The organism is Desulfonatronospira sp. (assembly GCA_003563255.1).
GTDB lineage: Bacteria > Desulfobacterota > Desulfovibrionia > Desulfovibrionales > Desulfonatronovibrionaceae > Desulfonatronospira.
In genome coordinates this window covers 1-6199 of record PWSL01000093.1, presented here as the reverse complement: position 1 = coordinate 6199, position 6199 = coordinate 1, and the positions used below count along the sequence as shown (strand labels likewise).

Here is a 6199-nt window from a genome sequence, read left to right as displayed (position 1 = left end):
GGGACAGTCCCCTGGCCTTGTGCCATCAGCCAACACCGAGGTCTCCCTGAATGGTTACTTTGAAGGTTATGGGGGACTTAAACCAAGTCATGAAAAAAGTAAAGGATCACTATTCCAGGCAGGCCAGGCATGATAGTTATCCGGCCAGGTCTGTGTACAAGCTCAAAGAAATGGACAGGCGTTTCCGGCTGCTGCGCCCGGGTCAAAAGGTCCTGGATCTTGGGGCTTCGCCGGGCTCCTGGACCCTGCTGGCAGCGCAAAAGGTCCAGGCCAACGGCATGGTCGTGGCAGTGGATCTGAATGAGCCGGCGGTATCTTTTCCGGAACAGGTGCGGTTTGTCCAGTCGAATATATTAAACGATGAGCAGGCCAGAGAGCAAGTCCTGAATCTGGCACCGTTCGACCTGGTGCTAAGTGACATGGCTCCCAGGACCACCGGCATCAAGATTACTGACCAGGCCAGGTCTCATGAACTGGCCAGGGAAGCATTCGAGCTGGCCCGGGAAATACTGATACCAGGAGGAACTCTGGTGGTAAAGATATTTGAGGGCCCTGACGTACAGGATCTTGGCCGGGACATGAAGGGCTGCTTCAAGCGGGTCAAGCATTTTAAGCCCAAAAGTTCCAGGCCGGAGAGCAAGGAGATTTTCCTGATAGGCATGGAACTGGTTCAACAGAGTTATAAGTAATTGCTAATAGCGAATCAGTCTCCGGAGGTTGATAAATAATTATTTACTGCAGCGATAACAGGAGAGTAGCAATATGGCAGGACACAGCAAGTGGCACAATATTCAGCACAGAAAAGGCAGGCAGGACGCCAAGAAGGGCAAAATCTTCACCAAGGTGACCAAGGAGCTCATGCTGTCAGCCAAAGACGGCGGTGGTGATCCGGACAAGAATTCCAGGCTGCGGGCGGCCATTGATTCCGCCAAGTCCGCAAACCTTCCCAAGGACAAGATTGAAACCGCTATCAAGAAGGGCACAGGAGAACTGGCGGCGGACCAGATAGAAGAGTCCATATACGAAGGCTATGGTCCCGGGGGGGTTGCCATGCTGGTGCGGGTGGCCACGGACAACAAAAACCGCACAGTTGCAGAGATCAGGCATCTTATGAGCAAGAACGGCGGTGCCATGTGAGAGTCCGGCTGTGTGGCCTGGATGTTTGACCACAAGGGAGTACTGTCATTCGACAAGGAGACCTACAGCGAGGAGCAGGTGCTGGAGGCAGGACTGGAGGCCGGGGCTGAGGATATAATCGATGATGGTGAGGTGTGGCAGGTGCACTGCGCACCGGAGGATTTCACATCCTTGCAGGAGGCCTACCAGAATGCGGGTATCGAATACAGCGAGGCAGAGCTGACCATGGTACCCCAGAATACTGTGGGAGTGGACCTGGAGACAGGACGCAAGATACTTAAGCTTTACGATGCCCTGGATGACCTGGATGACGTACAGAATATCCATGCTAATTTTGAGCTTCCGCAGGAACTGCTGCAGGAACTGGAGAATTAACAGTGTTCAAAACATCCGGCAAGGTGGTTGTTCTGGGGATAGATCCGGGTTCCAGGTGCACCGGCTATGGAGTGGTCCGGGAAACATCCGGCTGTCTGGAGCTTCTGGACACGGGCACCATCAGGACCAATGGCCGGGACGACCTGAGCATGAAGCTGGATACAATATTTACCCGCATTTGCTCATTGATCCGGGAGTATTCCCCGGACCAGGCTGCCGTGGAAGAGGTGTTTACCTCCAAGAATGCATCTTCAGCCCTCAAACTGGGTCAGGCCAGGGGGGCTGTGATAGTGGCCTGCTCACACCAGAGAGTGCCGGTTTATTCCTACGAGCCCACTCTGGTCAAAAAATCCCTGGTGGGCGCAGGCCGGGCCGGCAAGGACCAGGTGGCCTTCATGGTGGCCCAGATGCTTGGGTGCAGGCCCAATTGGGCCCAGGATGCAAGTGATGCCCTGGCTGTAGCCATAGCCCATCTAAACCAGCGCCGGGCTGCGGTTTTTGGAGTTTTGACATGATTGCCCTTTTGCGCGGTACCCTCCTGAGCTTCAACGATAAAACCTGCCTGGTCATGACTGCTTCGGGGCTGGGATATGAAGTGCATATTTCCGCCATGGGACTGCACAATATGCCGGGGCAGGGCGAGGATCTGCAGCTTTACACCAGCCTGGTGGTCAGGGAGGATTCCCTGGACCTGTATGGTTTTTTCACCCTGGATGAACGTGAGACTTTCAATGTCCTGCTGAACGCCCCAAAACTGGGGCCCAAAACGGCCCTGGCCATTCTTGGTATTTTTTCACCGGCCCAGATCCAGAAGGTTATCAGTACCGAGGACGAGATATCTTTGACCCAGGTACCAGGCATAGGGTCCAAGACAGCCCGCAGACTTATCCTGGATCTAAAGGACCGCCTGAATTTTATCTCGCCGCAACAGGAAGTATCCCGTTCTGCGCCGACACAACGGGGTGTGCGCCAGGATGCCCTGGCTGGTCTGACCAGCCTTGGCTACTCGGCTGCTGAAGTGACTCCCCTTCTGGACGAGGTCCTGGATAAAGAGCCGGACCTGGATGTGAGTGCGGCCATCCGGGCGGTGCTGAAAGAGAAGGCACGGGAGAAGATGGGTTAGAATCTCCAGCGCAGCCCCAGCAGATAAAAGTCGGAAGCTCCTTCTACGCCGCCGTACAGCCCAAACACCCCGGAGCGGTGATGAATGCGATAGGTCAGGCTGGTATTGGGAAATTTGGGCCAAGTTAATTCCAGCTCAAAAGCCAGGTAATTTAGAATGTTCTGGCTTTTGCCTCTATCTGTCTGCAATTCACGTTTGGGGGTTTCGGTGGTGGCAGAAACGCCGCTTCCCACCGCCAGGGTGGTATCAAGCCACTGGTCCCAGGGAAATGTATGGTAGCGTATCAGAAGCGCTGCCACAAACTCCTCGTAGTCCTGGCGTCCTGTCTTGTGTTTGCCGTGGTGTTTGGCGAACATGCCTTCCAGTTCCCAGGAAAAATGATCCCAGAATCCGCCCATCTGCCGGGCCACGGCCAGGCTGTGCATGTAATTGCTTTCCAGACGTCCTGGAATGTTGAAGATAGCCTGTCCTACGGTGCGGTCAGTATATATCCCGCTGGATAAAGTCAGGCTCCATTTTCTTTCCTTCTGGTCCTGAAGACCTTCACTATCTTCAGCAAAGGCCCTGTCTGGGGTACATATCAGGAAAGATAATAAAAGGACATAAAACAGAAATTTTTGCTTCATAAACAGCGCATCTATTCTAAGGTTGTGGTTGGTTTATACTGACTCCGGCAATGCAGTTAACCTAAAGCTTAAGTCGTGTAAAGTATAGACAGAAGGGCCGAAGTGTATCAGTTTTCCGATTTTAAGGAAAGCAGGGGACAGGCATCTCCGCACTTTTTTATGGCAGAAAGTCTGCAGAATATTCGAAAAAAGGTTTGCGGAGAAGCCAGGCCCTACGACCCACAGGCACGGTTCTTACGAGCCGGAGGTGGAGCAGGAAACCATGCGACATGCAAGGTCCTGAAAAGATACAGCTGGACCCTGTCCTGACTTGGGATTTCAGCTGGTCTGAGTCAGGTTGCATAATTTTGTCAAATGGTTTAACTTATACAGGATGCAGGGGTTTAGGTATTTTTTTGACTGATAAGTGGTGACAGGCTTAATCCCGCAGATTTTCAGCAGGCTTTTATTTCTGGCATGGGTTTTGTGACTGTGTCATGCATAAATTTTTTGTAAGGACAGGAGGATAAGATGAATAGATTTCTGCCTTGGGCTTGTACTGCTGCTGTGGTGGTGTTTGTTTTCGCTTTGAGCATGGACATCAGTGCTGATAACAGCAAAGCGGGTGAAAACCTGGTTAATCATCACTGTGATTCCTGCCATGGACTGGACAGGGTGCAGGCAGCCCGGAAGACCCTTGAAGAATGGGAGAGCACCGTTCAGAGGATGATGAACTACGGAGCAGGAATCGACGGGGAGGAAAAGCAACTCATAGTTGAGTACCTGGCTGAACACTAAGTCGGCTTGTGTCCCTATAACCCAGGCGTAATAGTTGTCCATGTCCAGATATGGGACAGTCCCGCATTTTTTTAAACTCTAAACAGATACATCATGTGTAACCATTCAGGGGGGTGCCTGAACCGGCCCGGGGACAGTCCCGCACTTATTTTCTCGTTCCCAGGCTCCAGCCTGGAAACGTTTAGTTCTTGCGGCTCCAGGCGCTTCTTCAAAATGTGGCTGGAGCCACAAAAAAGTGATGTCCCCAGGCTGGAGCCTGGGAACAAGAGCAAATATTCTCAAATTTGTAAGTACCTGATTTTATTGCCAATACGATTCTAGTTACTTAGAAGGTAATATGTTCAGGGCTGTCCCAAGTCACGTCTGAGGAGTGATTGCAGGCATCACCCTATTTAACCCCTGAATGGTCGTTTTTTTCAGCATCCGGAAAGACAGGTTTTTCCGGATGGCAACCAAACTGGTTTTCAGGGCTTTAAAAATAGTAGAACGGAGGTTTGGATATGTCTAAAGTGTTTGCATATATTACAGCAGCGGATATGAAAGAGGCCGAAAATATCGGCATGGCCCTGGTGGAAAATAATCTGGCAGCCTGCGTGAATGCCTTTGAGAACATGACCGCCATGTTCATGTGGAAGGGACGGATGGAGACCGCCAAAGAGGTGGTGTTGCTGGCCAAGACCAGGGAAGAGCTCAAAGACAGGCTGGTGGAGAAGGTGCTGGAAGTGCACAGCTACGAGTGTCCCTGCGTTGTATTTGTGCCCATTGTGGGAGGACATGGGGAATTTCTGGACTGGATTGATGCAGAAACCAGAAAAAGTTTGTAGCTGGATAACTATGCTGACTCTGACAGCCATGTGGAGGTAACCATCCAGGGGGATCTCTGGATAACGGACATATTGAATAAAGGAAGGTAGAAATGAAAATCTTAGTATCAGGATCTGTTGCCTATGACCGGATCATGCCTTTTCCGGGCAAATTTGCTGACCATATCATGCCGGACAAGATACACATCCTGAATGTATGTTTCCTGGTCGATGGACTTATTGAAAAATTCGGAGGCACCGCCGGCAACATAGCCTTCACCCTGAAGCTTCTGGGTGAAGACCCCGAGATCCTGGCCACTGTGGGAAAGGATTTCGGCAACTATGAAAAGTGGATGAAGAAGCACGGTATCAGCCGTGAAAGTATCCGTGTTATAGAGGACGACCTGACGGCATCAGCCTATATTACCACAGACAAGTCGGACAACCAGATCACAGGATTCAACCCTGCAGCCATGAAGCACTCTTCGCAATACAATTTCGACCAACTCTCTCCGGAGGATACTCTGGCCATAGTAGCCCCGGGCAACCTGGACGATATGTACAATTACAGTCGCCGATACCGGGAGAAGAAAGTACGCTGCATATTCGATCCGGGCCAGAACATACCGGCTTTTTCCGGGGAAAAGTTGCTGGATATGATAAGTGGTTCATTTATTCTCATAGCCAACGACTATGAACTGGAAATGATCATGAAGAATACCGGCAAAAGCAAAGCAGAGCTTCTTGAATATACTGAAAATATTATTACTACACTGGGAGAACTGGGCTGTTCGGTGTTAAACGGTGGGGACGATGCTGTCCTGCCTGCGGTCAGGGTGTCCCAGGTGGTTGATCCCACCGGGGCCGGAGACGGCTTCCGTGCAGGGCTCATCAAGGGACTGACCGAGGGCCGAAGTGTATCCGAGGCGGCCAAGGTGGGGCTGACCAGTGCAGCTTATGCAGTGGAACACCACGGCACCCAGGAGCATTATTTTACTCCTGAGGAATTCTGGAAGAGGTATAAAGATAATTTTGAATAAAATCTAACGCGGACCATGCCCGCAACCCAAAGAAGAAGAATATTGAACCACGCGAAGCGCGTGGCAGGCCAGACACGAAGGTCACAAAGTTTAAGACAGTAAGGAGGGTGTTTTTTGAAAACCGGGCAACGGTTTTCAAAAAGGCTGCCTTTTCATTTGCCGCCTGCCCCGTTAAACGCGAAGCCTGTTTAACCGGGGTCTTCCCGGCAAATGAAAAACCAAAACCCTTTGTGCTTTCTTCCTTTGTGTCCTTTGCGCCGGGCCTGCCACGCTGAAAGCGTGGTTCAAACTTTCTTGTTTTTTATGACAGGGTTTCAG

Annotated in this window: 7 protein-coding genes and 1 pseudogene; 7 read left to right on the top strand and 1 reads right to left on the bottom strand. The window is 51.3% G+C overall.

From position 1 onward, the window contains the following. The first annotated feature begins 89 nt into the window (after positions 1-89). The 4 genes and pseudogenes from QZP87_RS02850 to ruvA all read left to right on the top strand — a co-directional run bounded on the left by QZP87_RS02850 (position 90) and on the right by ruvA (position 2635). Complete coding sequence (locus QZP87_RS02850) at positions 90-689, top strand: RlmE family RNA methyltransferase (RefSeq protein WP_291321408.1); 600 nt, start codon at positions 90-92, stop codon at positions 687-689. Positions 690-762: 73 nt separating this feature from the next. Beyond that, positions 763-1512: pseudogene (locus QZP87_RS02845) on the top strand (YebC/PmpR family DNA-binding transcriptional regulator). 2 nt (positions 1513-1514) lie between these two features. Further along, positions 1515-2027: a crossover junction endodeoxyribonuclease RuvC gene (ruvC, locus tag QZP87_RS02840; RefSeq protein WP_291321407.1), complete on the top strand. Its 513-nt coding sequence runs from the start codon at positions 1515-1517 to the stop codon at positions 2025-2027. After that, positions 2024-2635 (top strand): Holliday junction branch migration protein RuvA, encoded by a 612-nt coding sequence (gene ruvA, locus QZP87_RS02835; RefSeq protein ID WP_291321406.1) that lies wholly within the window; start codon positions 2024-2026, stop codon positions 2633-2635. Before ruvC ends, ruvA begins: the two co-directional genes overlap by 4 nt. Here the strand turns inward: ruvA and QZP87_RS02830 are convergent. Further along, complete coding sequence (locus tag QZP87_RS02830; protein WP_291321405.1) at positions 2632-3261, bottom strand: hypothetical protein; 630 nt, start codon at positions 3259-3261, stop codon at positions 2632-2634. The two genes, ruvA and QZP87_RS02830, sit on opposite strands and share 4 nt — an antisense overlap. Before the next feature lie 510 nt (positions 3262-3771). Between QZP87_RS02830 and QZP87_RS02825 the strand changes: the two genes are divergently transcribed. The 3 genes from QZP87_RS02825 (at position 3772) to QZP87_RS02815 (ending at position 5881) form a co-directional block, all read left to right on the top strand. Next, a complete protein-coding gene (locus QZP87_RS02825; RefSeq protein ID WP_291321404.1) occupies positions 3772-4038 on the top strand; it encodes a hypothetical protein in 267 nt (88 codons plus the stop codon). Between the two features lie 500 nt (positions 4039-4538). Next, the gene (gene cutA / locus QZP87_RS02820; protein WP_291321403.1) at positions 4539-4862 is read left to right on the top strand and encodes a divalent-cation tolerance protein CutA; all 324 of its coding nucleotides are present in this window, start codon (positions 4539-4541) and stop codon (positions 4860-4862) included. Positions 4863-4954: 92 nt separating this feature from the next. Continuing rightward, a complete protein-coding gene (locus QZP87_RS02815; RefSeq protein WP_291321402.1) occupies positions 4955-5881 on the top strand; it encodes a carbohydrate kinase family protein in 927 nt (308 codons plus the stop codon). The last annotated feature ends 318 nt before the right edge of the window (positions 5882-6199 follow it).